This is a genomic window from Gemmobacter megaterium, assembly GCF_900156815.1.
GTDB classification, from domain to species: domain Bacteria; phylum Pseudomonadota; class Alphaproteobacteria; order Rhodobacterales; family Rhodobacteraceae; genus Wagnerdoeblera; species Wagnerdoeblera megaterium.
The window spans coordinates 153403-177765 of sequence record NZ_FTOT01000005.1 but is presented as its reverse complement, the minus strand read 5'-3'; the positions used below and the strand labels follow the sequence as shown (position 1 = coordinate 177765).

Below are 24363 nucleotides of genomic sequence, written 5' to 3'. Positions count from 1 at the left end.
CAGACATGAAAATGCGCAAACTGTCGTGTATCTGTGTGCAGGCACTTGCAAATTTCCGGCTATGGACATTTTTATGAAATCAAGCGGACTTCCCGAAAAGCTGCTGCCTGCCCGAACCCCGCCCCGTGCGGTCTTCGGTGCGGGCTGTGCGCCATTGCGGGGGCGATGACCGGACTCATAGCAAGGAGGCAGGCGACAGCCCGATGATTGAACAGAACCTGATCCTGATTCTCGTGCTGTTGCCCTTTCTTGGCGCACTTGCGGCGGCGACGCTGCCGGTCAATGCCCATAACGCGGCGGCCTGGGTCTCGGGGCTGGTGCTGGCGGGGGGACTGGTGATTCTGGCGATGCTGCACGCCCCGGTGTCAGAGGGGCGCGTGCTGCGGGTGTTTGTGCAATGGGTGCCGTCGCTGCGGCTGAACCTGCCGTTCCGGGTGGACGGGTTCGCCTGGTTCTTTGTGACGCTTGTGCTGTCCATCGGTGTGCTGGTGGTGATCTATGCGCGGTACTACCTGTCCAGAACCGATCCGGTGCCGCGGTTCTATTCCTTTCTTCTGGCGTTCACCGGGGCGATGGTGGGGCTGCTGCTGTCTGGCAACATCCTGATGCTGGTGGTGTTCTGGGAACTGACCTCGATCACGTCCTTCCTGCTGATCGGCTACTGGAACCAAAGCCAGGCCGCCCGCGACGGCGCCAGGATGGCGCTGATCGTGACGGCGGTGGGGGGGCTGTGCCTGCTGGTGGCGATGCTGGTCCTGGGCCAGATCGTTGGAGCCTATGATCTGGATCGCGTTCTGGCCTCTGGCGACGTGATCCGGGCGCATCCGCTCTACCCGCTGGTGCTGGTGCTGTTCCTGATCGGGGCATTCACGAAATCGGCCCAGTTTCCGTTCCATTTCTGGTTGCCGGGGGCGATGGCGGCGCCGACCCCGGTGTCGGCCTTTCTGCATTCGGCCACCATGGTAAAGGCAGGGGTGTTCCTGTTGGTGCGTTTTTCGCCCACCCTGGGTGGCACCGAGCTCTGGTTCTTTGCCGTCACGGGCACCGGCATGGCGACGCTGCTGATCGGGGCGGTGATCGCGCTGTTCCGGCACGATCTCAAGGGTCTTCTGGCCTATTCCACCATCAGCCATCTGGGGTTGATCACCGCGCTGGCCGGCATCGGCAGCACCGGGGCCATCGTGGCGGCGATCTTTCACATTGCCAATCACGCGGTGTTCAAGGCCAGCCTGTTCATGGCGGCGGGCATCATCGACCACGAGACCGGAACGCGCGACATGCGCAAGCTGTCGGGGCTGTTCCGTGCGATGCCGTTTACCGGCACGCTGGCCATCGTCGCCTCGGCCGCCATGGCGGGCGTGCCGCTGCTGAACGGGTTTCTGTCCAAGGAAATGTTCTTTGCCGAAGCGGTGGATTGGCACAACGGGACGTGGCTGGACAATTCACTCCCCTATATCGCCACGGCGGCCAGCATCTTTTCGGTGGCCTATTCGGTGCGTTTCATCGCCACGGTGTTCTTTGGCCCACCCGCCAGCGACCTGCCCAAACAGGCGCACGAACCCTCACCCTGGATGCGGCGGCCGGTTGAGTTGCTGGTGTTCGTCTGCCTGGCGGTGGGGATATTTCCCGGGCTTACGCTGGGGCCCGTGCTCAACGATGCCGCGCGTGCGGTCGTCGGCGCCGATCTGCCACATCAGGACATCGCCATCTGGCACGGGTTGAACTGGCCCCTGTACATGAGCCTGATCGCGATGGCCGTGGGGACGTTGATCTACATCGTCTTTGCGCGCCGCATTTCTGCTGGCCCCGAAGGGCCGCCGGTCATCTGGCGCGTCCGGGCACAGCGCATCTATGAAAAGCTGCTACTGGAACTGACGTGGAAGCTGCCGCGGCGACTGCACGGGTTTTTCGGGACCGAGCGTCTGCAACCGCAACTGCGCCTGCTGGTTCTGCTCGCGGTGGTCTGCCTGGGTGTGACGCTGTGGGGCGCGCTGAGCCCGGTGCAAAAGCCGCTGGCCCGCACCACAGCATTGAACCCCGCCTTTCTGCTGATGTGGGGCGTGGGCGCGGCCTGCGCCATCGGGGCGGCCTGGCAGGCGAAATATCATCGCTTTGCGGCGCTTGTCCTGCTGGGTGGGGCCGGGCTTGTCACCTGCCTGACCTTTGCCTGGTTTTCCGCGCCCGATCTGGCCGTCACCCAGTTGCTGGTAGAGATCGTGACCACGGTCCTGCTGTTGTTGGGGCTGCGCTGGTTGCCCCGGCGGCGCGAGGAGATTGCGGCGGACAAATTGCTACCCGCCAAAATCCGTCGCGGCCGCGATCTGGTCATTGCGCTGGTGTCCGGGGCGGGGTTGGCGGCGCTGTCCTATGTCGTGATGACCCGCCCGCTGATCCCCAATGTCGGCGACTGGTTCTTGCGCAACGCCTATTACGAAGGCGGCGGGACGAATACGGTCAACGTGATCCTGGTGGATTTTCGCGCCTTTGACACCTTTGGCGAAATCACCGTCCTGGCCATCGTCGGCCTGACGGTCTATGCCCTGCTGCGCCGTTTCCGCCCGGCTGCGGAAAGCTCTGGCGTGCCAGATCAGCAAAAGGGCGAAGTGACGGTCGCGCTGAAGGATTACATGCTGGTCCCGTCGGCCATCATGCGATGGATGTTCCCGGTCCTGATCGTGATCTCGGCCTATCTGTTCTTTCGCGGGCACGATCTGCCGGGGGGTGGCTTCTCGTCCGGGGTGACGCTGGCGATTGCGCTGTTGCTGCAATATATCGCGTCGAATGTGCGCTGGATCGAGGCTCGCATCGTCATTTTGCCGATCCGCTGGATGGGTATCGGCCTGTTGATCGCCGGGGCGACGGGGGTCGGGGCGTGGCTGGTGGGGTATCCGTTCCTGACCGCACATGCACAATATGTCGATGTGCCGCTGATCGGCAAGGTGCCTGCGGCAACCGCGCTGATCTTTGATCTGGGTGTCTTTGCCCTGGTTGTGGGGGCGACGGTCCTGATGCTGATCGCCATCGCACACCAGTCCTTGCGGTCTGCCCGCCAGCGCGAGCAGGAGGCCGAGGCCGACAAGAAGGAGGCCCTGTGATGGAACTTGTGCTGTCGCTTGCCATCGGGATCATGGCCGCCTCCGGGGTCTGGCTGCTGCTACGACCGCGGACATTCCAGGTGATCGTCGGCCTGTGCCTGCTGTCCTATGCGGTCAATCTGTTCATCTTTTCCATGGGCCGCCTGACGGTGGGGGCCCCGCCGATCATGCCCAAGGGCGGCTTTGTCAACCCGGTCGCCTATGCCGATCCGGTGCCGCAGGCGCTGGTGCTGACGGCCATCGTGATCAGCTTTGCCACCACGGCGCTGTTTCTGGTGGTGATGCTGGCCTCGCGCGGGTTGACCGGCACCGACCATGTCGACGGGAAGGAGCGTGATCAATGATGGCGCTGTCTGACCACCTGATCCTTGCGCCTGTGCTGATCCCGTTCTTTGCCGGCGCGCTGATGCTGCTTTATGACGACCGGCGGCGGCGGGCCAAGCTGGTGATCGGATTGCTCTCTGCCGTTGCGCTGGTGGTCGTTGCGGTGGAACTGCTGAACCGCGTCAAGGGCAGCGGCCCGTCCGGCGGGACCGAGATCGGGTTCTATCTGCTGGGCAACTGGGCGGTGCCTTTTGGCATCGTTCTGGTGCTGGACCGGCTGTCGGCGCTCATGGTGTTGCTGGCGTCGCTGTTGGCGGTTCCGGCGCTGCTGTATTCCGGCGCGGGCTGGCATCGGCAGGGACAGCATTTCCAGTCGATGTTCCAGTTTCTGCTGATGGGGGTGAATGGCGCGTTCCTGACCGGCGACCTGTTCAATCTCTTTGTGTTCTTCGAGGTGATGCTGGCGGCATCCTATGGGTTGCTGCTGCATGGGTCGGGGCAGTTCCGGGTGCGGGCGGGGTTGCATTATATCGCCATCAACCTGGCGGCGGCGCTGTTGTTCCTGATCGGCGTTGCGATGATCTATGGCGTGACCGGCACATTGAACATGGCGCATCTGGCGAACATGATGCCCGGCCTGTCGGGGGCCGACCGCCCCCTGGTCCATGCCGCCATCGGCGTGCTGGGGCTGGCGTTTCTGGTCAAGGCGGGGGTCTGGCCGCTGTCGTTCTGGTTGCCGACCGCCTATATGGCCGCCTCGGCCCCGGTTGCGGCGCTGTTCGCCATCATGACCAAGGTGGGGGTCTATGCCATTCTGCGCCTGTCGATGTTGCTGTTCGGAGACGAGGCAGGCGCCTCTGCCGGCTTTGGCGCATGGGTGCTGGTGGGCGGCGGGATGGCAACGATCGCCTATGGCCTGCTGGGCGTTCTGGCATCGCAGGGGCTGGGGCGCATGGCGGCCCATCTCATCCTGATATCGTCGGGCACCTTGCTTGCCGTGACCGGCTTTGCCCTTGCGGGGGCCGGGGCAGGGCTGTTGTCGGGTGCGCTCTACTATCTGATCAGCTCCACGCTTGCGACCAGTGCCCTGTTCCTGCTGATCGAACCGATGAGCCGCGAAGAGGGCGGCATTGCCGCCATGCTGGCATTGACCGCCGACGCCTATGGCCTTGATCCCGTCGAGGAGGAAGACGGGCCAGAGGTCGGCCTGGCCATTCCTGGCACCCTGACAGTGCTCGGGCTGAGCTTTGGGGTGTGCCTGCTGGTGCTGGCGGGGATGCCGCCGATGTCGGGCTTTGTCGGAAAACTGGCCATCCTGGCCAGCATCCTTGCGGCGGGGGCCTTGCCTGTGGCGGTCGCCTGGGGGTTTGTGGTGCTGTTGGTCCTGGCAGGGCTGGCCACGATGATCGGGCTGGTGCGGATCGGCATCCAGACCTTCTGGGCATCGGACGGTGTGCCGCCGCGCGTTCTGGCGCTGGAGGTGGCGCCGGTCCTGGTGCTGGTGGCCATGATGCTGCTGGTCACGGTCAGGGCGCAGGATACCCTGCGGTATACCAACGCGACCGCCCGCGCGCTGCATGACCGCGATGTCTATGTGCAAGGGGTGCTTGCGGCGCCCCGCGTCCCACCGGGAGGGGCCAGCCGATGAGACGTCTTGTCCCGCATCCGGTTCTTTCGCTGGCGCTGGTGCTGGTCTGGCTGTTGATGACGCGGTTCTCGCTGGGCCATCTGCTGCTGGGCGGCGCCATTTCGTTGGTGGCCGGCTGGGCGCTTGGGGCGCTGGAGCCCGAAGCGCCGCGTATCCGCCGTGTGTGGCCCTTCGTGCGGCTGATGGGAATTGTCGGCATCGACATCATCCGCTCGAACATCGCGGTGGCGATGCTGATCCTGACGCGCGGCCGCCATGGCGAGCGGAAATCCGGCTTTGTCGAGATTCCGTTGCGCCTGCGCGACCCGTTTCCGCTGGGCCTGCTGGCGATGATCGTGACGGCGACGCCCGGCACGGCCTGGCTGGAATACGACAGCGACAGCGGCATTCTGCTGCTGCATGTCTTTGACCTGATCGACGACGCGGCCTGGCGCGATCTGATCTGCAACCGCTATGAAGCGTTGCTTCTGGAGGTGTTCGCATGACCCTGACCCATAGCCTGATCACCTGGGCGATCCTGTATGCCCAGTTCGTCCTTGCCGTGGCGGCCTGCCTTGCCACCCTGCGCACCCTCCGCGGGCCACGGGCGCAGGATCGTGTTCTGGGGCTGGATACGCTCTATGTCACGGTGATGCTGCTGTTCGTGGTCACGGGCATACGCGTGGGGACGCCGTTCTTTTACGAAGCGGCAATGGTGATCGGCGTCATGGGGTTTGTCGCGACGGTGGCGCTGGCGAAATTCCTGATCCGGGGCGAGGTGATCGAATGAAGCATCTGATCGACCTGCCGCTGTGGATTGCCGGCCCTGTCGCGGTGTTTCTGGTGATCGGCGCCACGCTGACCCTGCTGGGCACATTGGGGCTGGTGCAGTTGCGCAGTTTCTATGACCGGCTCCATGCGCCGACGCTTGGCACAAGCTGGGGCGCGGCGGCAATCCTGCTGGCGTCGATGATCCTGTTCAGCTGGGTCGAAGGGCGGCCGGTCGCGCATGAACTTGTGATCGGTGTTCTGGTCATGGTGACGACGCCTGTCACGCTGATGCTTGTGGGCCGTGCGGCCTTGCATCGGGACCGGGCAGAAGGGCGCGGGGATGTTCCTCCGGCACGAAAGACGACCGGGAGCGACCAGGGCTGACGGCGGGCCGGGGGCTGGCCCCCCGGACCCCCCAGGGTATTTGAGGCAAGATGAAAGGGGCGCCTGCCGTGGCGCCCCTGTCGTCAGTCTTGCGTGCCGTCCCAGCCCGAGATCGACTTGACCTCGAGGAACTCCTCCAGGCCCCAGATGCCGCCTTCGCGTGCGCGGCCTGACATGCCTACGCCGCCGAAGGGGGCGCCCGCGCCGCGGCTTTCGCCGTTCATCTCGACCATGCCGGAATGCAACTGGCGGGCCAGCCGGTTGCGCCGCTGGCCATCGCTGCTTTGCAGATAGTTGGTCAGGCCATAGGGCGTGTCATTGGCGATGCGGATCGCCTCTTCCTCGGTGTCGAAGGGGATCATGGCCAGCACGGGGCCGAAGATTTCTTCCTTTTCGATGGTCATGCCGGGTTTGACGTCGGCAAAGACGGTCGGGCGGACGAAATAGCCCTTGTTCACGCCTTCGGGCAGGCCGAGGCCGCCGGCGACCAGACGGGCGCCTTCCTCGATCCCCTTCTGGATGTAGCCCTGGATCTGGTCCCATTGCCGTTTGTTGACGACCGGGCCGATGTGCTTGCCGGATTGCGAGGCGGGGGCGACGGCGGTTTTTTCGGCCACTTCACGGGCGATGTCGACCGCGCGGTCATAGGCGCTGCGTTCCACCAGCATCCGGCTGGGGGCGTTGCAGGATTGGCCGGAGTTGTTGAACATGTGGCGCACGCCGCGTTCCACCGCCTTGTCGTCGGCATCGGCAAAGACCAGGTTCGCGCCCTTGCCGCCCAGTTCCAGCGTCACACGTTTCAGCGTCTCTGCCGCAGCGATGCTGATGGCCCTGCCTGCGCGGGTCGAGCCGGTGAACGAGATCATCTGGACATCGGGATGTTTCGACAACTGGCTGCCGACACCGGCGCCATCGCCGTTCACCAGGTTGAAGACCCCGGCCGGGAAGCCGGCCTGATGCACGAATTCGGCAAACAGCAGCGAGGACAGCGGCGCCTCTTCGGAGGGTTTCAGCACCATGGTGCATCCCGCGAGCATCGCCGGCACGGCCTTGAGCGTGACCTGGTTCATCGGCCAGTTCCATGGCGTGATCAGGCCGACCACGCCGATCGGTTCCATGGCGATCCGGGCGTTGGGCGCATGAGGGCCCAGCGGTCGGATCCAGTCCAGCTTGGGAAAGGCGGTGATGAAGTTGCGGATGTGAAAGCTGCCCGAGGGGGCCTGGGAGGTGCGGGCCATGTCGATGGGCGCACCCATTTCCAGGCTGATGGCCTGGGCCATGTCCTCGTTGCGGGCCTCGTAGATGTCCAGCAGGCGCTGCACCAGGGCCAGCCGTTCGGCCGGCGGGGTCGCGGCCCAGGCGGGAAACGCGGCCTTGGCGGCTGCGACGGCGGCATTCGTATCGGCCTCGGACCCCAGCGAGATGGTCGCGCAGACATCTTCGGTCGAGGGGTCGATGACCGGGTGATCCTTGGCCGTGGCCGGGGAAACCCAGGCACCGTTGATATAGAACTCGCGTTTTTCGATCATGTCGTGACCCTCCGGTGGTCTGTCGTGCCGCGAACCTGACAGTTTGCAGGACGAACCGCAACCGCCCGTGTGCGCCGGTGGAACAGGTTTCCAAAGTTCATGCCAGGGGATGCAGTTGCAGCAAAAAGGGCCTATCTGAGCAGTGAAACGCGGCCACCGAAGGAACTGTCATGTCCGTTCGTATCAACGATATCGCCCCGAACTTCACCGCCCCGTCAACCGAGGGCACCCTGACCTTCCATGACTGGATCGGCGACAGCTATGCGGTGCTGTTCAGCCATCCCAAGGATTTCACCCCGGTCTGCACCACGGAATTCGGCGCTGTCTCGGAGCTCGCGGAGGAGTTTGCGAAACGCAACACCAAGGTTGCCGGTGTGTCCATTGACCCGGTGGAGCACCATCTGAAATGGAAGGCGGATATCGAGGCCTATTCGGGCAAGCCGGTCACCTTTCCGATCTTTGCCGACGACACGCTGGAAATCGCCAAAGCATATGACATGATGCCCGCAGGCGCGGTGCTGCCCGATGGACGCACCCCGGCCGATACGGCCACGGTGCGGTCCACCTTCATCATCGGGCCGGACAAGAAGGTTCGTGTGATGCTGATCTATCCCATGTCCGTTGGCCGCAATTTCCAGGAGATCCTGCGGGCGCTGGATGCGGTGCGGGCCACGGATGGCGCGCCGTTTGCGACACCTGCGAACTGGACGCCGGGGGACAAGGTGATTGTCGCGCTGTCGGTGCCAACGGACGAGGCCAAGGCCCGTTTCCCCGATCTGGAGATTGTCCTGCCCTATGTGCGCAAGACCGGCCTGAGCGGCTGAGACGGAAAGGGCGGCCCTGAAACGGGCCGACCCATTCCCCGCTATGCCTCGGGCGGTCGGCTGGGGTCGGCGGTTTCGTCAAAGGTGGCCCAGCCACAGGCGGCCCCCGTTGGCGGCAGTTTTTCGGGCTGTTCTTCGCGCAGGACATGGGCCTTGGCGATCAGGTTGGCCGAGATCGGCGCGGTCAGGAACAGGAACAGCGTGATCATCAGCTCGTGAAAGCTGAACTGGTCCATGAACACCCCGAAATACAGCATCGACGCGATCAGGGCCCCGCCAACACCCAGCGTCGTCGCCTTGGTCGGGGCGTGCAGGCGCGTCATCAGATCGGGCAGCTTGAGCAGCCCCAGCGATCCGACCAGACCGAACACTCCGGCCAGAACCAGCAGTCCCGAGACAAGGATTTCCATCAGCAGCATCATGGTATCGGTCATTCGATGATGTTCCCCCGCAACATGAAGCGCGCATAGGCCACGGTCGAGATGAAGCCGGTCATGGCAAACAGCAGGGATGCCTCGAAATACATCGCCGTGCCCTGCCAGATGCCATACAGGATCATCAGGGCGATGACATTGATGACCATGGTGTCCAGCGCCAGCACCCGGTCAGGCACGGTGGGGCCGATCGCGGCACGATACAGGTTCATCAGCAGGCCCAGGCCAAAGCAGCCGAAGGCGAACAGCAGCGCATAGCCGATCATGCGAAAATCTCCTTCAACCGCGATTCGTACCGCGCCTTTATGTCTGCCACCACGCCGGCGGAATCCGGGGCATGGAGACAGTGCACCAGCAGCGACCTGCCATCGGCGGATACATCGGCGCTGACGGTGCCAGGCGTCATGGTGATCGTGCCTGCCAGAACGGTGATCGCTTCGGGCTGGCGTAGGTCCAGCGGCACCACGATCCATGCGGGGCGCAGCTTGTCGCGGGGCATGAAAAGCACGATCCGCGCCACGATGAAGTTGGATTTCACGATATCCCACAGCACGATCAGCACGAATTCGACAATCTTCAGCGGTGCGCGGATGCGGGGGCTGTCGGGCCAGTAGGCCGCGGTGATCGCGGGAATGACGATGCCAAGGATCAGCCCCATGACGATGCCGCCCAGGCTGATCGTATTGGCCAGCGCGACCCAGACCAGAACCAGCGTGAGCGTCAGCCAGGGATGTGGGAACAGCTTGCGCAGCATCAGTTGTCCTCCGTCGCGCCAAGGCCAAGCACGGCATCTATATAGGCGCCCGTATCATGCACCTGATCGGCGGTTTCCTGGAGCCAGCCCATCAGGGGCCCTGCAAGCACGGTCATGGCAACCAGCACGCCCAGCATCCCGAAGGTGGCCGTGAAGGCCAAGGGCATGGGGCGCACCTCGGCCGGATCGCCAGAGATCGCGTGCGCCTTCCAGAACACAATGCTGCCTGCGCGGCTCATCCCGACGATGGCGATCAGAGAGGTGATCAGGATGGCGCTCCAGGTGATGGCCATATCGGCCCGGTCCCCCAGCGCATCCAGGATCAGCAGCTTGCCCAGGAACCCCGACAGCGGCGGCATTCCCGCCATGGCAATCGCCGAGGCAAAGAACAGCGCGGCGATCAGCCCATGCCGCGCGATGGGGGGGCGTGGCACCAGAAGGGTGTTCCCGCGCCGTTCCAGCACCATATCGGCGACCAGGAACATCAGGGCCGCAGCAATCGTCGAATGGATCAGATAGTACAGCGTCGCCGCAGTAGACAGCGGGGTGAAGTCCGACATGGCCAGGAACAGCGTTCCCATCGAGCCGATGGCCGCAAAGGCCGCGAGCCGGGCCAGCGACCGCGCGCCCAGCACGCCCACCATGCCGACCACCAGTGTGACCAGTGCCAGCGGCACCAGAAGGTTGGCGTAGAAAGTGCCGGTCGCCTCGACCTCGGGGCCGAAGATCAGCGTGTAGAAGCGCAGGATCGCATAGGCGCCCACCTTGGTCATCACCGCGAACAGGGCGGCGACGGGGCCGGGGGCCAGCGCATAGGTGCCAGGCAACCAGAACTGGAACGGAACCAGCGCGCCCTTGACCGCGAAGACGATCAGCAGCAGCACACCGGCGACCCGCAACAGGGCGTCGTGCCCTTCGGGCAGGTCGGCCACCTTGACGGCCAGATCGGCCATGTTGAGCGTGCCGGTAATGGCATAGATCGCCCCCAGCGCGAACAGGAACAGCGTCGAACCTGCCAGGTTGAACACCACATATTGCACCCCGGCGCGCAGCCGGTCGCGTCCTCCGGCATGGATCATCAGGCCATAGCTGGCAATCAGCAGAATCTCGAAGAATACGAACAGGTTGAACGCATCGCCGGTCAGAAAGGCGCCACAGATCCCCATGAGCTGGAACTGGAACAGGGCATGAAAATTCTTGCCCCGGCCATCCCAGCCCGACCCGACGGCATAAAGCACCACCCCAAGGGCCAGTAGCGCCGTCAAGGCCACCATCAGGGCCGACAGCCGGTCCAGCACCAGAACGATGCCAAAAGGCGCCGCCCAGTTGCCGAGCAGATAGACTTGCGGCCCCGAGGTGCTGGCCTGCACCAGCAGCAGCGCCGATACGGCAAGCAAGGCAACCGTGGCCGCGATCGACGCGATCCGCTGCAATGTCAGATCGTTGCGCATTCCCAGCACGATCAGCGGCGCCACCATCGCTGGCAGAATGACCGGAATGATGATCCAGTGGTTCACTTGCGGTCCTCCTGGTCGGTCATTTCAACCCGGTCGTCACCGGCCTCCAGAAAGGCGCCAAGCGCCATCATCACGGCCACCGCCGTCATCCCGAAAGAGATCACGATGGCAGTCAGCACCAGGGCTTGCGGCAGCGGGTCGGCGTAGCCGCCAGCATCGGCCGACAGAATCGCCGGCATGTCCACCACCAGACGCCCGGAGGTGAACAGGAACACATTGACCGCATAGGTCAGCATCGTCAGCCCCAGGATCACTGGCCAGGCCCGCAGGCGCAGCACCAGATAGACCCCCGAGGCCGTCATCAGGCCGATGGCGCTGGCAACAAGGATTTCCATTTCAGCGCCCCTCCCCGGTTTGCGATGGATCGGTGTCCATCGGCTCTATGTTCACGGTCTCGCCTGCGCGGATGGCGATGCGCGACAGGCTGGCCAGCGCCAGCATCACGGCGCCGATGACCGTCAGGAAGACGCCAAGGTCAAAGGCCATCGCGGTGGCAAGTTCGAACTTTTCCATCGGCGGGATCTGGAAATAGCCGAAGGCCGACGTCAGGAAGGGACGCCCGGCAAACCAGGCGCCGATCCCGGTGGCCCCGGCGATCACCACGCCCAGGCCGATGAACGCATGATAGTCCACGCGCTGGCGTGCCTGTGTCCAGGCAAAGCCGGAGGCCATGAACTGTGTGACCAGCGCAATGGACACGATCAGCCCGGCGATGAACCCGCCTCCGGGTTCGTTGTGGCCGCGCAGGAAGATGTAGATCCCCACCATGATCGACAGCGGCAGCGCAACGCGGCCCGCCACAACCATCATCATCGGATGGCGATCCCCGGATTCGCGTTCGCCCTTGGGCCAGTCCAGCAGGCGCCGGTTGGCCGGGCCACGGAAGATTGCCTCTGTCAGCGCGTAGATCAGCAGCCCCGCGATGCCCAGCACGATGATTTCGCCAAACGTATCGTAGCCACGGAAATCCACCAGGATCACGTTGACGACATTTGTCCCGCCGCCGCCGGAATAGCTGTTGGCAAGATGGTAGTCCGAGATGCTGGGAAAGGCGAAATCACGCATCATCAAGGCCAGTGCCAGCGCACCCGCGCCCAGGCCTGCACCGGCCGCGATCAGCAGATCGCGCCCGCGCCGCAGGCTGGTGCTTTCCATCGGCGTGGTCTTGGGCAGGAAGTTCAGCGCCAGCAGCATCAGCACGATCGTCACCACCTCGACCGAGATCTGGGTCAGGGCCAGATCCGGCGCCGAGAGGAAGATGAAGCCGACAGAGATCATCAGGCCGACCACCCCGATCACCACCAGCGACAGCAACCGCTGACGGTGCAGCACCGCCACCAGGACCGAACAGACCACCAGCATCAGCCAGCCGACCAACGCCACACCCGGCACCGGAAGCAACTGCCGCCCGCCGGGAACGTGGCCGCCCACGCTCCAGGCCAACCAGCCCGCGCCCAGCACCGCGACGGTAAAGATCGCCAGATAGCGCGACAGGGCGCCATCGTGGAGGCGGTTGGTCAGGGCATCGGCCAGTCGTGCAGCGCCATTGACGACCGCCTCGAACATCGGCTTGGCCTCGGGGCGCGGTGTGGCACGCCACATCGCGTCAAGCCGGGGGTGGCTGCGCAGGATCAGGGCCCCCGCGATGACCGCAATGACCGACATCCACAAGGCAGGCACAAACCCGTGCCAGTGCGAGATCTTGACCGGCACATAGCCCCCTGTCACCGCACCGGCCACGACCTGCACCAGATCGCCGACCATCAGCATCGGCATCAGGCCGATCAGCACCACCAGCACGGCCAGCAGGGCAGGCGCCGCCCACATGCCAAAGCCGGGATCATGCGGTTTGTGCGGGTAGTCGTCGCGCACAGGGCCAAGGAACACATGCCAGATCAGCCGCAGCGAATAGGCAACCGAGAACATCGCGCCAATGGTCGCCAGCACCGGGAACAGCCACGGCATACCGCCCCAGACGGTATGCGAGACCTCTTCCAGCATCATTTCCTTGGACAGGAAACCGTTGAGCGGCGGGATGCCGGCCATCGACAGCGAGGCGATGGTGACGATCACGAAGGTGATCGGCATCAGGTGGCGCAGGCCGCCCAACCGCTTGATGTCGCGGGTATGGGCCTCGTGGTCGACAATGCCGGCCGACATGAACAGCGCGGCCTTGAACGTGGCGTGGTTGATGATGTGGAACACCGCAACCATCGCCGCCTCTTTGGTGCCAAAGCCCAGAAGCATGGTGATCAGGCCAAGATGCGACACGGTGGAAAAGGCCAGCAGCGCCTTGAGATCGTCCTTGAAGATGGCGATCTTGGCGCCGATGACCATCGTGATCAGGCCCACGCTGGCCACGATGTAGAACCATGCCTCGGTTCCCGCCAGAACCGGCCACATGCGCGCCATCAGGAACAGCCCGGCCTTCACCATGGTGGCAGAATGCAGATAGGCCGATACCGGGGTCGGCGCGGCCATCGCATGTGGCAACCAGAAGTGGAACGGGAATTGCGCCGATTTGGTAAAGGCGCCCAGCAGGATCAGGACAAGGGCGGGCAGATACCAGTCGCTGGACTGGATTGCGTCCTTTTGGGTCAGAATGACGCTCAGGTCATAGCTGCCGACAATCTGGCCCAGGATCAGCATTCCGGCGATCATCGCCAACCCGCCCGCGCCGGTCACGGTCAGCGCCATGCGCGCGCCTTGCCGCCCTTCGGGCAGATGCTTCCAGTAGCCGATCAGCAGGAAGGACGACAGCGAGGTCAGTTCCCAGAAAATCAGCAGCAGCAGGATGTTGTCCGACAAAACGATGCCGACCATCGCGCCCTGGAACAGCATCAGATAGGTGTAGAACTGTCCCATCGGGTCGGATTTCGACAGGTAGAACCGCGCGTACAGGATGATCAGCAGGCCGATGCCCAGGATCAGCCCGGCGAACAGCATCCCCAGCCCGTCCAGAAAGAAATTCGCGTTCAGGCCCAGCCCCGGCAACCACTCGAACCGGGCCTGGATCACCTCGCCGCGCATGACAGCGGGCGCGTGAAGCAACAGCCCCAATAGCGCCAGCGCGCTGGCCGAAGCGGCAGCGATGGCACAGGCATTGCGCCCGGATCGGATCATAAGCCCCGGTAGCAGGGCGCCAAGAAACGGCAGGGCGGCGATCAGGGCGAGGGACATTCAGGTTCCTTCTGGCTCGGGTCGTCATATACGCCAACGCGGCCTGCAAGAGACAGACCGCGCCTGCCCTTACCTGTCGGAGGAGGGTCGGGGGTGTCAAGCAAAACCGGGGGGATTCGGCGCGGTTTCGGGTCACATCCAGCGGCCGAACGGCCGGACGTGTCAGGGCAGGGCGCGCACGCCAAGGCCGGATCTGCATGGCGGCGTTGCGTGCGGGCTGCTTGACCCCCGCGGCCACGGCTGGCAATCGGGGGCATTGTCAGGGGAACCGCATGTATCCGTATCTTCGCATGGGGCTGGAATTGTATCTGGCCCGTCGCCGCCCGAGCCCCGACCCGCTGGCGCCCTGGGTCAGCCGCCATACCTGCCTGCCCTGGGATCTGGACCCATGGTGCGAATTGAACAATGGGCGCACGCTGACCCTGTTCGATCTTGGCCGCGTGCCCTTTGCCCATGCCTGCGGCATGAGCGATGCCTTGCGCGCCGGTGGCTGGGGCATGACCGTTGCGGGAACCTCGGTGCGGTACAGGCGGCGCATCCGGTTGTTCGACACGGTGACGATGGTCACGCGGGTTCTCGGCTGGGATGAACGGTTCGTCTATGTCGACCAAACGATGTGGAACGGAGACGAATGCACGACCCAGGCGGTGCCGCGGCTGGCCACCACATCGGCCAACGGGATCGTGCCCCCCGCGCGGCTTCTGGAAAAGATGGGCGTCACCCGTGACAGCCCGGCGCTGCCCGGCTGGCTGACTGCCTGGATCGACGCCGACCGTCAGCGCCCCTGGCCCCCGGAGGCGGGGGCGGCGCTGCGGGGCTGAGGCGGCCCGCCTGCCGCCAGCATCTGGCGTTGCCTGATCCATGTGTGGCGGCCGTCACTGATCGGCGCGAAAGGCGCCGAACGCGGCCAGCGCGCGATTGCGCCCCTCGGCCATGGCGCGGTCGGCGCCATCCCCGCGCCAGTGCGGAGAAATGGACCAGCCCGGCGGCGCGCTGTCCAGATAGGCGCTGGCCTCGGCCGATGGCGGGCCAGGCCAGCCCGCCAGCCAGCGGTTGCGATAGCGCGCCCTGGGGTCGAACTGTTCGGCCTGACGTTCCGGGTTGAAGATGCGGAAATAGGGGGCGGCGTCGGGGCCGCAGCCTGCCACCCATTGCCAGTTCATCGCATTGGCGGCCGGATCCCAATCCGTCAGGCTGTCATCGAAATGCGCAAGGCCCGACCGCCAATCGGTCAGCAGGTGTTTTGTCAGCCAACTGGCCACCACCATGCGCACCCGGTTGTGCATCCGGCCCGTGACGCGCATTTCGCGCAAGCCTGCATCGACCAGCGCGATGCCCGTTTCCGCCCTTTGCCATCGGGTCAGGGCGGCGCTTTTCCCCTGCCAAGGAAATTCGGCCCATTCCGGCCGCCAGGGGGTTTGGGCCATGTGGGGAAAGTCGATCAGCAGATGCCAGGCAAATTCGCGCCAGATCACTTCGGACAGGAATTTTGTGATACCGGCAGCCTGGGGCGGATCGGCCTCGGCGCGCAGGCTGCTTATGGCCCAGACGGTTCGCGGGCTGATCTCTCCCAGTGCCAGATGCTCTGACAGCCCGGATGTGGCGTCCAGATCGGGACGGTCGCGCTCGGCGCCATAGGGGCCAGCCTGATCCAGAAAGCGGTCCAGCCGTTCGAGGGCCGCGGCTTCACCCGCAGGCAGGGCAAAGGTCTCCAGCACAGCCCGGCCACGATACATGTCCGGCGCAAGGTTGAGGGTGGTGAGATCGAGGCCGCGTGGCCCGGCGGAATATCCGGTGATACGTTCAGGCGCCGGGGCTACGGGGCGGTCGGGGCCAAGCGCGCGCAGGGCGCGTGCAAAGGGGCTGTAGACGCGGTAGACCCCGCCCTGTCCCGTGCGCAACCGGCCGGGGTGGGTCAACAGATGGCCAGGGTGCAGGACCAGCCGATCCCCCAGCACCTTGCGCACGCGCCCCTGCGCTGCCTGCATCGCGGGTTCGGGCCAGTAAGCCTGATGGACGCGGGCCGCCCCGGTCTGCCGCACCAGATCGGGCAGCACGTCCTGCGCCTCTCCCTCCAGCACCAGCACGCCTTGGCCCGAGCGGCGGCGCAGGTCTGCGTCGAATGCCCGCAGCGCCCGCTCCAGCCGCCAGCGTGGTGCGCAGCCAAGGGCGCGGGTCGCGGCGTCCAGCACGAACACGGCCAGCAGCGGCCCCTCCTTCAGCGCGGCCAGCAGGGCGGGATTGTCACCGAAGCGAAACGCGCGTGACAGCCACAGCAGGCCGGGCGCCGTCATGCCGCCTCGCCGGCATGGGCCAATTCCACCTGCACGACATCCGTCCGCGCGGTCGAGAAGGTCGCCGCGCAGCCCTCGAGGTAGAATTGCCAGCTGCGCAGGAAACGGTCGTCATATCCGAACCGCAGGATCCGGGGGCGTTCGGCCAGCATCCGCCCGGCCCAGATGCGACAGGTGCGGGCATAGTCCGGGCCGAAGGCAAACGTATCGCGGACCACCAGCCCGGCCCGCGCCGCCTCGCGGGCGATGACGGCGTTGCAGGGCAGCATTCCGCCGGGGAAGGTGTGCTGGCGGATGAAATCCGACCGTTTGCGATACAGCGAGAATTCGGCATCCGGCACGGTGATGGCCTGCAACACCGCGCGCCCGCCTTCGGCCAGACGGGCCTTGATGGTTCCGAAATAGGTCGGCCAGTAGCGTTCGCCCACTGCTTCGATCATCTCGATCGACACGATGTTGTCGAAACGGCCCTGCGCCTGGCGGTAATCCTGCAACCGGATCTCGGCGCGACCGTCCAGCCGGGCGTCGGCATAGCCTTTTTGCGCAGGCGACAATGTCAGGCCCGTGACGTGACGCCCCCGATCCGCCGCCGCTTCGGCAAAGCCGCCCCAGCCGCAACCGATTTCAAGAATCGACTCTCCCGGCCCCAGCCGTGACAGGATGCGATCATTCTTGCGCGCCTGCGCGCGGTCCAGATCCCGCGCCTGATCGTCGAAAAGCGCCGAGGAATAGGTCATGCCGGGGTCCAGCCAAAGCTGGTAGAATTCGTTCCCCACATCATAATGCGCACGAATGTTGCGCGAGGAGCCGCGCAACGAATTCAGCCGCACCACCCGGTCGCTCAGCAACATCTTCAGCCGCGACAGCCCGCGCGGCTCTGACCAGTCGGCCAGATGATCGACGTTGCGCAAGGCCAGGGTCAGCAGCCCTTCGAGCGAGTTGGTTGTCCACAGCCCTTCGACCCAGGTTTCCCCCAGCCCGACGTCGCCGCGCGCCGCAATCGCGGGAATCACCGACCAGTCGTGCAGGATCAGGTCAATCTCGTCGCCGCCATCACCGAAATGGTGAACGGTGCCGTCAGGCGTGACAAGCCGCAAGCGGCCGTGGCGCACGCCTTCCATGGCGGCAAGGAACCGGCGCCGGATATATCGAGAGGCAAAGCCCATCAGCTGATCTCCTGATCGGGTGGGGCAGGCAAGGGGCGGTAGGCTGCGCCCTTGAGTTTCAAGCGTAGCGCATTCCAGTAGATCAAGGCCAGTACCCGCAGGCTGCCACCGGGGCGCCGCAGGCAGGACCAGAGCGCGCGCCGGTTGGTCAGCGGCACAAGCGCCCCGGACATTGCCGCATCAAGCCCGTTGGGCCCGTCGATCTGGGAGATGCGGATGGCCAGCCGGTCTGGCGCCACGGCAAAGTTGAAGCGATAGTCGCCCGAGACATCCTGAAAGGGGGAAACGTGGAACGCCTTGGCGGCGGTGATGGTGTCGGACGGCCCGATGGCGACGAAACCGGGCAGATGGCACAGGTAGGAATGGCGCTGGCCAAAGGTGTTGTTGACCTCGGCTATGGCGGCGACCATCCGGTCGCCTTGCAGCACCATCCAGAAGCTGACCGGCGTGAACCAGCGCCCCAGCAGGCGCGGCTGGGTCAGCAGCGCCATGGCCATGTCAGGGCGGCGCTTCAACCCGGCCTGGGCAAGCTGCGCCCATGCCCATGCCGATCCCTGGCCTGATCCGCGCAATCCGCCATGGTCGCGGCTGTGGCAGGACAGCAGATTGAAGCGGTCGCGCGAAAACAGCCTTGGCCCCTGCGCATGATCGGGTGCCAGAAGCAGGTAATCCACGCCATAGCGGAAGGCGTGGCGCAAACGGCCGCGGCGGGCATGGGTGACGTTGGCTGCCATGTGCAGCACCTCTCCGCATACCAATCGGTCTGTCAGGGTCATGCGCTACACCCGTTCCGGCATCAGGCGGCGGGCAATCCGCATGGCGCTGGCAAATCCGTCTTCGTGAAACCCGTTGCGCAGCCATGCCCCCGCAAACCAGGTGCGGTTCTGCCCCTGCATCGTCGCGATCTGCGACTGGGCTTCCAGCGCGGCGTGATCGAAGACAGGGTGGCGGAAGGTCACTTCATCATAGATGGCCTCGTCCCGAATGGGGATTTCCGGGTTCAGCGAGACGAACATCGGGTCGGTGTCGGGGATGTTCTGCAAGCGGTTCATCCAGTAGCTGACGCCAACCCCCGGCCCTTCGGCCCCAGGCACATCGCTGCGATACACCCATGAACTCCAGCAGCGCCGACGCTGCGGCATGACGGCAGGATCGCAATGCAGCACGGTCCGGTTGGACTGAAAGCTTACGGCGCCCAGTGCCATGCGCTCGGCCGTCGTGGCATCGGCCAGCATGGCAAGCGACTGGTCGGCATGACTGGCGAACACGACCTGATCATAGGTTTCCGGCTCGAATCCGGCCCCGCGCAGGGTGACGCCCGTGTCGCCGCGCCGGACCGAAAGAACCGGCGTTCCGGTGCGCACCGCAACCCGGCGCTGGCGCAACGCGGTTTCCAGCCGCGATACATAGCTGACACTGCCGCCCGTTACCGTCCACCATTGATGCTGCCCGTTGGGGGACATCAGGGCATGATTGTCCATGAACCGGATCAGCGCATCGGCGGGAAACGCCCCGATGCCGCTGGCAGGGGTGGACCATATCGCGCCGCAGATCGGGAACAGGTAGTGGTCGCGGAACCGCCGGCCCAGCTTCAGCCGGTCCAGCAACCCGGCGATGGTCAGGCCGGGTTCTGCCGTCGCGGCGGTTCTGGCGCCTGAATTGAAGCGCAGGATGTCGCGGATCATGCCGTGAAAGCCGGGTGAGAGCAGGTTGGTGCGCTGGCCGAACAGCGCATCGCCGGAGCGCAGGGCATATTCCAGCCGCCCTCCGTCCAGCGAGACGCCAAAGCTCATGTCGCTTTTTTCCACCGGCACATCCAGATCGCGGAACAATGCGGTCAGGTGGGGGTAGTTGGCGTAGTTGAACACGATGAATCCGGTATCCACCGGCTGATCGCCGTTGCGCCCGGCGACGACAGTGCGGGCATGGCCGCCCAGGCGCGATTCCGCCTCGTAGATCGTGACGTGATGATGCGTGCTCAGCAGCCAGGCGGCGGACATGCCGGATATGCCGCCGCCGATGATGGCAATGCGCTGAGGGGCACCGCGGGTCAGATCGAAAGGCATGGATGACGCTCCGGCGAATGGTTATGGTCCGGGATACGGCGGAAATGGCGCGTCGGATCATTCGGTTGCGCAAGGTCAGGTATTTTCTGTAGCCATGTGATCCGGGGGGGCATGTGCCGCGTATCCCCGGCATGACACTTGAAGATGACATGTCGGGTCGCCACGACCCCAGCGGCGGTCAGGACTTGCAGGAGCCTGCGGTTCGGGATCAGATCGCTATGGCATCAAAGGGTATCGGCGTGCAGACCAGTTCAGGATCCGACATGACACAGGCGCTGATCGCGGTGCGCGACCGGCGCGACCGGGTCGCATTCGGCCGGCTGTTCGACCATTTCGGGCCAAGGCTCAAGGCGATGCTGCTGCGCAACGGAATGCGGGACGGTACGGCAGAGGATATCGTGCAAGAGGTCATGCTGACCGTGTGGCACAAGGCGTCGCAGTTCGATCCGCATCGCGCCGAAGCCTCGGCCTGGATCTACCGCATCGCGCGGAACCGCCAGATCGACGTCGTGCGCCGCCGCCCGCCCCCGGCACCCGATGTGCTGGAGGAACAACTCGACACCGCCCCCGATGCCGCGCAGATGCTTGCCCTGTCGCAAGAGGCACGCCTGCTGCGCGAAGCCATTGCCAAGCTGTCGCCCGAACAATGCCGCGCCATCGAACACGCTTATATGGAAGACATGCCCCACAGCCAGATCAGCCAGTTGACCGGATTGCCGCTTGGAACGATCAAGTCGCGCATCCGGTTGGGCCTGGATCGGCTGCGGCATGAACTTCAGGGTCTCAAACCATGACACCGATTTCCCATCACATCCCCGACGATCTGCTGCGTGCCTATGCCACCGGCAACCTGCCTCATGCGTTTTCCGTTGTCGTGGCGGCCCATGTGTCGATCTGCGATGCGTGCCGCGCCCAGGTCGAGGCCGAGGAAATGCTGGGCGGCGCCTTGCTGGATCGCTGTGGCACGGCGGATCTTTCCGTCTCGGCGCGCGACAGGCTGATGGCGGCGCTGGACAGCCTGCCCCCACCCCCTGCGCCGGTGCGGGCCTCTGGCATCTTTCCGGCGCCGGTCATGCAGGCGCTGGACGGAAATCCGCCGAAATGGCGGATGCTGGGCGGGGGGATCCGGCAGCAGATCCTGTCGGCGGATGCCGAAGGCTCATTGCGCCTGCTGTATATTCCGCCAGGGCGGGCCGTGCCGGAACATGGCCATCGGGGCCTGGAGATGACCCTGGTGTTGCAGGGCAGCTTTTCGGACAGTGCCGGGCGCTTCGGGCGCGGTGACGTGGAATGCGCCCATGACGATGTGGACCATCAGCCGATTGCCGATGCGGGTCTGCCCTGCATCTGTCTGGCGGCGACGGATGCACCGTTGCGATTCCATGCCATGATGCCGCGTCTGTTGCAGCCGCTGTTCCGAATCTGACATGTCATTCGCGGGCAAGCGGGTCTGGATCATCGGGGCGAGTGCAGGGATAGGTGCCGCGCTTGCCCGCGCCTTTGCCGCCGAAGGGGCGGTGCTGATCCTGTCCGCCCGCGATGCGGATGCCTTGCATGGCTTGGCGGCAGAGTGTGGCGGGGCGCAGGTGATGCCGCTGGATCTGGCTGTTCCCGAGACCTTGGCCACGGCGGTTGAACAGCTTGCCACCCAGCCAAAGCTGGATGCGATCCTGTGCACCGCAGCGCTGTATGATCCCTCGAACGTCGCCGAGATGGTGCCGGAGCGCGCCGCGCAGATGGTGCGTGTCAATCTGCTGGGAACGTTGGAGGTGGCCCGCCTGTGCCCGCCATTGTTGCGCGATGGCGGTCAGCTTGCGCTGTTCGGGTCTGTTGCGGGGTATATCGGCCTGCCGGGCGGCCAGCCCTATTCGGCCACCAAGGCTGCGGTGAACAATCTGGCGGAAAGCCTTGCGGCGGAACTGGCGCCACGGGTGAATGTCCGGCTGATCTGCCCCGGCTTTGTCCGCTCGCGCTTGACGGAAAAGAACACCTTCACGATGCCCGCGATCATCACGCCCGAGGAAGCCGCCGCCCATGTGGTGCGCGGGTTGAAGGGGCGTGCATTCGAAATTCACTTTCCCAAGCGATTCACCCTGGTGGTGAAACTGCTGCGGCTGTTGCCCTATGGGCTGTCGTTGCGGCTGACACGCCGGATCGGATGATGGGTCAGGCGAGCTTTCCGCTGACCGCTGCAACACCTGCCCAGGCAGAGACCCCGGTCAGCAGGGCGCCCCAGATCAGGTCAACGACAACCTGTTGCGGCGACCAGTCGGCCAGCGTGGCGTAGTTGGTCATTTCATAGGTGCCGTAGCACAGGAACCCAAGGATCATGCCGCCGACCAGGGCTTGCAGCGGCGCGCTGTCCTTCAGAGCGGGGCAGGACACAAACCAGAGAAGACCGGCGACATAGGCCATGTAGAACACCGCCGCCGGGCCAAGCCGCAGCGGAGACGCCAGCAGATGCCCGACATGTCGGTCGAATACGGGGCGTATCAACAGGTTGATGCCGATCACGTCCAGACCAAGGAACACGACGACAGTCACCAAATACAGGATCAGGGTCTGGGTCATATGCGCCTCGTGTGCTGGGTTCCCGATGGATACGCGCCTGCCGTGCCGGTGGATCATTCAGCAGGCGCCAGTGACCCTGCGAATGAGCGATCACGCCTGCCAATCCGCTGGGCTGAAAACCAAAAGGCGCGCAACCTGTTGAGGATGCGCGCCTTTTGCGGCGAATTGGTGCCCAGAAGAGGACTCGAACCTCCACACCTTGCGGCACACGGACCTGAACCGTGCGCGTCTACCAATTCCGCCATCTGGGCACGGTTTGTATGGCGTCGATGTATCGCCCCGTGTGGGGGGTGTCAACAGGGCCGATGCGGCGACAATGCCGGAACAGCCGGTGACGCCGCGCGCCTGCGGCCCGGCATCCCGCAGGGGCCGAAGGGGGCGGCGGTGCTGCAACACGGTGTCGGGTTCTCGGCCTGGCGAACCCACGGGGCGGCTTGCGGTGCAGGGGGCGTTGCCACCCTGGCGCGCGCAGGGCAAGGGCGCGGCCCCAGACAGACGAAAGCCGCGCAACCCGTTGAGGATGCGCGGCTTTTCGGCAAGAATTGGTGCCCAGAAGAGGACTCGAACCTCCACACCTTGCGGCACACGGACCTGAACCGTGCGCGTCTACCAATTCCGCCATCTGGGCACGGTTGGTATGGCGCCGATGTATCGCCCCGTGCGAAGGGTGTCAACAGGGGGCGGCATGGATATTTCATGCAGATGTCATCATCCCCGGCGTGCAGATCGGGGCCGGTTGTGAACCCTGTCCCGTGGTGCGGCGGCGCGCCCGGCGCGGATCAGCCCGCGCTGCGTTCGCCAGTGCCGAATCGCTCGATGATCCGGTCACGGATCTGGTCGCGCGCCTGACGATAGGCGGCCAGCTTTGCATCGCGCGTGCTGCCGATCGCGGTCGGATCCATGATCGGCCAGTAGACCACCTCGACATGGGAATGCCGCGTCAGATCCAGCGCCAGCCTCTGGCTTGCGGGGGACAGGGCGACGATCAGGTCGAACTGGCCTAAATCGTCGCCCCAATCCTGCATTTCCTCGAAACTGCGCGACCGATGGCGCGACAGCTCTATTTCCAGCTCGCGGCAGACAGCGACGGAGAAACCGTCGATCTCCATGTCGTTGCGCACACCTGCCGATTGAACATAGGCGCGCTGCCCATGCAGGTGTTTCATCAACCCCTCGGCCATGGGCGACCTCACCGCGTTGTGATCGCAGCAGAAGAGTACCGCCTGCGGAAACCCTTCGGCCAAGCTCACCCCCAGTGCAGCACGCAGATCAGGGTGAACAGGCGGCGGGCGGTGTCGATATCGACCTCGGCCTTGCCATCCAGCCGTTCCTGCAAGGTGCGCGCGCCTTCGTTGTGGATCCCGCGGCGCGCCATGTCGATGGCCTCGATCTGGCTGGGCGGCAGGCGCTTCACCGCGTCGAAATAGCTTTCGCAGATCTGGAAATAGTCTTTGACGACCTGCCGGAACGGGCCAAGCGACAGATGGAATTCCCCGATCTTGTCGCCCGTTTCCGTGGCAATGTCGAACACAAGCCGCCCTTCGCGGATCGCCAGCCCAAGCCGGAATGGTCCGGGTGGCTGATCGCGCCCCTCACGGGCGGGCAGGGCAAAGCTGTTGTCTTCCAGCAGGTCGAAAATCGCAACGCGCCGCTCCTGCTCGATGGCCGGGGTCGGCGGCGCAAGGCCGCGGTCGTCGATCTCGATATGGCAGATGCGGGTCATGGCAGTTTCCGTCTTGGCCACGCAGTGATGCCCGAGACCCGACCCTGGTGCAAGCGGTGAAAGGAGATGCGGCGCATCCGGCGCCCCGCTGCATGGGCGGGTGT

25 protein-coding genes and 2 tRNA genes are annotated in these 24363 nt (G+C 64.9%); 11 read left to right on the top strand and 16 right to left on the bottom strand.

Annotated features, from left to right (window positions below; all coding sequences use genetic code 11):
* The first annotated feature begins 203 nt into the window (after positions 1 to 203).
* From BW970_RS13120 to mnhG, 6 genes are read left to right on the top strand one after another with little or no spacing between them, the layout of a single operon-like run.
* Positions 204 to 3095 carry a monovalent cation/H+ antiporter subunit A gene (locus BW970_RS13120; protein WP_076532051.1) on the top strand — a complete coding sequence of 964 codons (2892 nt, stop codon included), beginning with the start codon at positions 204 to 206 and terminating at the stop codon, positions 3093 to 3095.
* A complete protein-coding gene (locus BW970_RS13115; protein ID WP_076532048.1) occupies positions 3095 to 3439 on the top strand; it encodes a Na+/H+ antiporter subunit C in 345 nt (114 codons plus the stop codon). Before BW970_RS13120 ends, BW970_RS13115 begins: the two co-directional genes overlap by 1 nt.
* Positions 3436 to 5067 (top strand): monovalent cation/H+ antiporter subunit D, encoded by a 1632-nt coding sequence (locus tag BW970_RS13110; RefSeq protein WP_076532045.1) that lies wholly within the window; start codon positions 3436 to 3438, stop codon positions 5065 to 5067. The genes BW970_RS13115 and BW970_RS13110 overlap by 4 nt, the downstream gene beginning before the upstream one ends.
* Entirely contained in the window at positions 5064 to 5552 is a 489-nt protein-coding gene (locus BW970_RS13105; protein WP_076532043.1) for a Na+/H+ antiporter subunit E, read from the top strand. Before BW970_RS13110 ends, BW970_RS13105 begins: the two co-directional genes overlap by 4 nt.
* Positions 5549 to 5836 (top strand): K+/H+ antiporter subunit F, encoded by a 288-nt coding sequence (locus BW970_RS13100; protein WP_229740517.1) that lies wholly within the window; start codon positions 5549 to 5551, stop codon positions 5834 to 5836. Before BW970_RS13105 ends, BW970_RS13100 begins: the two co-directional genes overlap by 4 nt.
* Positions 5833 to 6201 (top strand): monovalent cation/H(+) antiporter subunit G, encoded by a 369-nt coding sequence (gene mnhG, locus BW970_RS13095; RefSeq protein ID WP_076532040.1) that lies wholly within the window; start codon positions 5833 to 5835, stop codon positions 6199 to 6201. The genes BW970_RS13100 and mnhG overlap by 4 nt, the downstream gene beginning before the upstream one ends.
* Before the next feature lie 83 nt (positions 6202 to 6284).
* On the opposite strand, the gene BW970_RS13090 is transcribed toward mnhG, so the two are convergent.
* Entirely contained in the window at positions 6285 to 7730 is a 1446-nt protein-coding gene (locus tag BW970_RS13090) for an aldehyde dehydrogenase family protein (RefSeq protein WP_076532038.1), read from the bottom strand.
* Positions 7731 to 7900: 170 nt separating this feature from the next.
* Between BW970_RS13090 and BW970_RS13085 the strand changes: the two genes are divergently transcribed.
* Positions 7901 to 8554, top strand: a complete 654-nt coding sequence (locus tag BW970_RS13085; RefSeq protein WP_076532036.1) for a peroxiredoxin — start codon at positions 7901 to 7903, stop codon at positions 8552 to 8554.
* A 41-nt stretch (positions 8555 to 8595) separates the two neighbouring features.
* On the opposite strand, the gene BW970_RS13080 is transcribed toward BW970_RS13085, so the two are convergent.
* From BW970_RS13080 to BW970_RS13055, 6 genes are read right to left on the bottom strand one after another with little or no spacing between them, the layout of a single operon-like run.
* Positions 8596 to 8988 (bottom strand): Na+/H+ antiporter subunit G, encoded by a 393-nt coding sequence (locus BW970_RS13080; protein WP_371870134.1) that lies wholly within the window; start codon positions 8986 to 8988, stop codon positions 8596 to 8598.
* On the bottom strand, positions 8985 to 9254 hold the full coding sequence (locus tag BW970_RS13075; RefSeq protein WP_076532032.1) for a K+/H+ antiporter subunit F: 270 nt from the start codon (positions 9252 to 9254) through the stop codon (positions 8985 to 8987). The genes BW970_RS13080 and BW970_RS13075 overlap by 4 nt, the downstream gene beginning before the upstream one ends.
* Complete coding sequence (locus BW970_RS13070; protein WP_076532030.1) at positions 9251 to 9742, bottom strand: Na+/H+ antiporter subunit E; 492 nt, start codon at positions 9740 to 9742, stop codon at positions 9251 to 9253. Before BW970_RS13070 ends, BW970_RS13075 begins: the two co-directional genes overlap by 4 nt.
* Positions 9742 to 11259, bottom strand: coding sequence for a monovalent cation/H+ antiporter subunit D (locus BW970_RS13065; RefSeq protein WP_076532028.1), 1518 nt, complete (start codon positions 11257 to 11259; stop codon positions 9742 to 9744). Before BW970_RS13065 ends, BW970_RS13070 begins: the two co-directional genes overlap by 1 nt.
* The gene (locus BW970_RS13060) at positions 11256 to 11594 is read right to left on the bottom strand and encodes a Na+/H+ antiporter subunit C (RefSeq protein WP_076532025.1); all 339 of its coding nucleotides are present in this window, start codon (positions 11592 to 11594) and stop codon (positions 11256 to 11258) included. Before BW970_RS13060 ends, BW970_RS13065 begins: the two co-directional genes overlap by 4 nt.
* A gap of 1 nt (position 11595) precedes the next feature.
* On the bottom strand, positions 11596 to 14439 hold the full coding sequence (locus BW970_RS13055; RefSeq protein ID WP_076532023.1) for a monovalent cation/H+ antiporter subunit A: 2844 nt from the start codon (positions 14437 to 14439) through the stop codon (positions 11596 to 11598).
* A gap of 272 nt (positions 14440 to 14711) precedes the next feature.
* Here BW970_RS13055 and BW970_RS13050 point away from each other — a divergent pair, with 272 nt between their 5' ends.
* Complete coding sequence (locus tag BW970_RS13050; protein ID WP_076532021.1) at positions 14712 to 15260, top strand: acyl-CoA thioesterase; 549 nt, start codon at positions 14712 to 14714, stop codon at positions 15258 to 15260.
* A gap of 54 nt (positions 15261 to 15314) precedes the next feature.
* On the opposite strand, the gene BW970_RS13045 is transcribed toward BW970_RS13050, so the two are convergent.
* The 4 genes from BW970_RS13045 to BW970_RS13030 are packed head-to-tail and all read right to left on the bottom strand — an operon-like array spanning position 15315 to position 19965.
* Complete coding sequence (locus BW970_RS13045; RefSeq protein ID WP_076532019.1) at positions 15315 to 16733, bottom strand: cryptochrome/photolyase family protein; 1419 nt, start codon at positions 16731 to 16733, stop codon at positions 15315 to 15317.
* Positions 16730 to 17899, bottom strand: a complete 1170-nt coding sequence (locus BW970_RS13040) for an SAM-dependent methyltransferase (RefSeq protein ID WP_076532017.1) — start codon at positions 17897 to 17899, stop codon at positions 16730 to 16732. The genes BW970_RS13045 and BW970_RS13040 overlap by 4 nt, the downstream gene beginning before the upstream one ends.
* Positions 17899 to 18675, bottom strand: a complete 777-nt coding sequence (locus BW970_RS13035; RefSeq protein ID WP_076532015.1) for a DUF1365 domain-containing protein — start codon at positions 18673 to 18675, stop codon at positions 17899 to 17901. The genes BW970_RS13040 and BW970_RS13035 overlap by 1 nt, the downstream gene beginning before the upstream one ends.
* Before the next feature lie 3 nt (positions 18676 to 18678).
* Entirely contained in the window at positions 18679 to 19965 is a 1287-nt protein-coding gene (locus tag BW970_RS13030; RefSeq protein WP_076532013.1) for an NAD(P)/FAD-dependent oxidoreductase, read from the bottom strand.
* Between the two features lie 113 nt (positions 19966 to 20078).
* On the opposite strand from BW970_RS13030, the gene BW970_RS13025 reads away from it, so the two are divergent.
* The 3 genes from BW970_RS13025 to BW970_RS13015 are packed head-to-tail and all read left to right on the top strand — an operon-like array spanning position 20079 to position 22127.
* Positions 20079 to 20759 (top strand): sigma-70 family RNA polymerase sigma factor, encoded by a 681-nt coding sequence (locus tag BW970_RS13025; protein ID WP_229740518.1) that lies wholly within the window; start codon positions 20079 to 20081, stop codon positions 20757 to 20759.
* Entirely contained in the window at positions 20756 to 21391 is a 636-nt protein-coding gene (locus BW970_RS13020; RefSeq protein WP_076532009.1) for a ChrR family anti-sigma-E factor, read from the top strand. Before BW970_RS13025 ends, BW970_RS13020 begins: the two co-directional genes overlap by 4 nt.
* A 1-nt stretch (position 21392) precedes the next feature.
* Positions 21393 to 22127: an SDR family NAD(P)-dependent oxidoreductase gene (locus BW970_RS13015; protein ID WP_076532007.1), complete on the top strand. Its 735-nt coding sequence runs from the start codon at positions 21393 to 21395 to the stop codon at positions 22125 to 22127.
* A gap of 4 nt (positions 22128 to 22131) precedes the next feature.
* Here the strand turns inward: BW970_RS13015 and BW970_RS13010 are convergent, their stop codons facing one another.
* The 5 genes from BW970_RS13010 to BW970_RS12990 all read right to left on the bottom strand — a co-directional run bounded on the left by BW970_RS13010 (position 22132) and on the right by BW970_RS12990 (position 24259).
* Positions 22132 to 22536 carry a DUF2177 family protein gene (locus BW970_RS13010; RefSeq protein WP_076532005.1) on the bottom strand — a complete coding sequence of 135 codons (405 nt, stop codon included), beginning with the start codon at positions 22534 to 22536 and terminating at the stop codon, positions 22132 to 22134.
* A gap of 166 nt (positions 22537 to 22702) precedes the next feature.
* Positions 22703 to 22787 (bottom strand) — tRNA-Leu (locus BW970_RS13005).
* A 292-nt stretch (positions 22788 to 23079) separates the two neighbouring features.
* A tRNA-Leu gene (locus BW970_RS13000) sits at positions 23080 to 23164 on the bottom strand.
* A 151-nt stretch (positions 23165 to 23315) separates the two neighbouring features.
* The gene (locus BW970_RS12995) at positions 23316 to 23717 is read right to left on the bottom strand and encodes an arsenate-mycothiol transferase ArsC (protein WP_371870135.1); all 402 of its coding nucleotides are present in this window, start codon (positions 23715 to 23717) and stop codon (positions 23316 to 23318) included.
* A gap of 65 nt (positions 23718 to 23782) precedes the next feature.
* Positions 23783 to 24259 (bottom strand): UPF0262 family protein, encoded by a 477-nt coding sequence (locus BW970_RS12990; protein ID WP_076532001.1) that lies wholly within the window; start codon positions 24257 to 24259, stop codon positions 23783 to 23785.
* Positions 24260 to 24363: the final 104 nt, after the last annotated feature.

What these genes read in the sequence shown, in the direction of transcription:
- BW970_RS13120 (WP_076532051.1), top strand. Translation starts at nt 204, where the DNA reads ATGATTGAACAGAACCTGATCCTGATTCTCGTGCTGTTGCCCTTTCTT.
- BW970_RS13115 (WP_076532048.1), top strand. Translation starts at nt 3,095, where the DNA reads ATGGAACTTGTGCTGTCGCTTGCCATCGGGATCATGGCCGCCTCCGGG.
- BW970_RS13110 (WP_076532045.1), top strand. Translation starts at nt 3,436, where the DNA reads ATGATGGCGCTGTCTGACCACCTGATCCTTGCGCCTGTGCTGATCCCG.
- BW970_RS13105 (WP_076532043.1), top strand. Translation starts at nt 5,064, where the DNA reads ATGAGACGTCTTGTCCCGCATCCGGTTCTTTCGCTGGCGCTGGTGCTG.
- BW970_RS13100 (WP_229740517.1), top strand. Translation starts at nt 5,549, where the DNA reads ATGACCCTGACCCATAGCCTGATCACCTGGGCGATCCTGTATGCCCAG.
- mnhG (WP_076532040.1), top strand. Translation starts at nt 5,833, where the DNA reads ATGAAGCATCTGATCGACCTGCCGCTGTGGATTGCCGGCCCTGTCGCG.
- BW970_RS13090 (WP_076532038.1), bottom strand. Translation starts at nt 7,730, where the DNA reads ATGATCGAAAAACGCGAGTTCTATATCAACGGTGCCTGGGTTTCCCCG.
- BW970_RS13085 (WP_076532036.1), top strand. Translation starts at nt 7,901, where the DNA reads ATGTCCGTTCGTATCAACGATATCGCCCCGAACTTCACCGCCCCGTCA.
- BW970_RS13080 (WP_371870134.1), bottom strand. Translation starts at nt 8,988, where the DNA reads ATGACCGATACCATGATGCTGCTGATGGAAATCCTTGTCTCGGGACTG.
- BW970_RS13075 (WP_076532032.1), bottom strand. Translation starts at nt 9,254, where the DNA reads ATGATCGGCTATGCGCTGCTGTTCGCCTTCGGCTGCTTTGGCCTGGGC.
- BW970_RS13070 (WP_076532030.1), bottom strand. Translation starts at nt 9,742, where the DNA reads ATGCTGCGCAAGCTGTTCCCACATCCCTGGCTGACGCTCACGCTGGTT.
- BW970_RS13060 (WP_076532025.1), bottom strand. Translation starts at nt 11,594, where the DNA reads ATGGAAATCCTTGTTGCCAGCGCCATCGGCCTGATGACGGCCTCGGGG.
- BW970_RS13055 (WP_076532023.1), bottom strand. Translation starts at nt 14,439, where the DNA reads ATGTCCCTCGCCCTGATCGCCGCCCTGCCGTTTCTTGGCGCCCTGCTA.
- BW970_RS13050 (WP_076532021.1), top strand. Translation starts at nt 14,712, where the DNA reads ATGTATCCGTATCTTCGCATGGGGCTGGAATTGTATCTGGCCCGTCGC.
- BW970_RS13045 (WP_076532019.1), bottom strand. Translation starts at nt 16,733, where the DNA reads ATGACGGCGCCCGGCCTGCTGTGGCTGTCACGCGCGTTTCGCTTCGGT.
- BW970_RS13040 (WP_076532017.1), bottom strand. Translation starts at nt 17,899, where the DNA reads ATGGGCTTTGCCTCTCGATATATCCGGCGCCGGTTCCTTGCCGCCATG.
- BW970_RS13035 (WP_076532015.1), bottom strand. Translation starts at nt 18,675, where the DNA reads ATGACCCTGACAGACCGATTGGTATGCGGAGAGGTGCTGCACATGGCA.
- BW970_RS13030 (WP_076532013.1), bottom strand. Translation starts at nt 19,965, where the DNA reads ATGCCTTTCGATCTGACCCGCGGTGCCCCTCAGCGCATTGCCATCATC.
- BW970_RS13020 (WP_076532009.1), top strand. Translation starts at nt 20,756, where the DNA reads ATGACACCGATTTCCCATCACATCCCCGACGATCTGCTGCGTGCCTAT.
- BW970_RS13015 (WP_076532007.1), top strand. Translation starts at nt 21,393, where the DNA reads ATGTCATTCGCGGGCAAGCGGGTCTGGATCATCGGGGCGAGTGCAGGG.
- BW970_RS13010 (WP_076532005.1), bottom strand. Translation starts at nt 22,536, where the DNA reads ATGACCCAGACCCTGATCCTGTATTTGGTGACTGTCGTCGTGTTCCTT.
- BW970_RS12995 (WP_371870135.1), bottom strand. Translation starts at nt 23,717, where the DNA reads ATGGCCGAGGGGTTGATGAAACACCTGCATGGGCAGCGCGCCTATGTT.
- BW970_RS12990 (WP_076532001.1), bottom strand. Translation starts at nt 24,259, where the DNA reads ATGACCCGCATCTGCCATATCGAGATCGACGACCGCGGCCTTGCGCCG.